This window comes from Streptomyces sp. NPDC058646, from assembly GCF_042716875.1.
Taxonomy (GTDB): Bacteria; Actinomycetota; Actinomycetes; order Streptomycetales; family Streptomycetaceae; genus Streptomyces.
Window position 1 is genome coordinate 1 of record NZ_JBHXRK010000093.1, and the last position, 1,076, is coordinate 1,076.

General features: G+C 66.3%; 1 protein-coding gene. It reads right to left on the reverse strand.

The window, feature by feature from the left end:
- On the reverse strand, positions 1-1,076 hold a 1,076-nt coding region (locus tag ACFWUZ_RS36370; protein ID WP_384382419.1), incomplete at both ends, for a homocysteine S-methyltransferase family protein.

Sequence of the window (1,076 nt, forward strand, 5' to 3'; positions counted from 1 at the left end):
CCTCCAGCATCGCCTCACGGAACTTCTTCGACCCGTTCGCGTTCGTCCGCTCACCGATCGCCATGTACGAGGTGTCCTGACGGAACGCCACCGTCTGATACAGCGACGCAGCCCCCGCCTCCGGCCGCGGATCCCGCACCGTCACAGCCGTGCCCCGCACCCGCTCCACCACCTGCCGCAAATGCTCCGGCGTCGTCCCGCAACACCCACCCACCAGCGACAACCCGTAATCACGCACGAACGTCTCCTGGGCATCAGCCAGCTCAGGGGCGGTCAGCGGATAGTGCGCACCCGCCTTCGTCAACACCGGCAGACCCGCATTCGGCATGCACGACAACGGAATCCGAGCGTTGCGCGCCAGGTAACGCAGGTGCTCACTCATCTCCGCCGGGCCCGTCGCACAGTTCAGCCCGATCATGTCGATACCCAGCGGCTCCAACGCCGTCAGCGCCGCACCGATCTCCGACCCCAGCAGCATCGTCCCCGTCGTCTCCACCGTGACCGAGCAGATCAGCGGGACCGACACCCCGAGCGCTTCCATGGCACGACGGGCACCGATGACCGAGGACTTCGTCTGCAACAGATCCTGCGTCGTCTCCACCAGCAGCGCATCCGCGCCGCCGGAGAGCAGCCCCTCGGCATTGATCTGATAGGCATCACGGATCTGCGCATAACTGATGTGCCCGAGCGTGGGCAGCTTCGTACCCGGACCCATCGAACCCAGCACCCACCGCTGCTGCCCCGTCGAAGCAGTGAACTCGTCGGCGACCTCACGGGCGATACGCGCACCCGCCTGCGACAGCTCGAAGTTCCGGCCGGCGATGTCGTACTCGGCCAAAGCCGCGTAGTTCGCCCCGAACGTATTCGTCTCCACGCAGTCCACACCCACCGCGAAGTACGCCTCGTGCACCGTGCGGACGATGTCCGGACGGGTGACGTTCAGCACCTCGTTGCAGCCCTCCAGCTGCTGGAAATCCTCCAGGGAAGGGTCCTGCTCCTGAAGCATGGTCCCCATCGCACCGTCAGCCACCACCACACGGGTGGCCAACGCCTCACGAAGGGCATCCGCCCGGCTC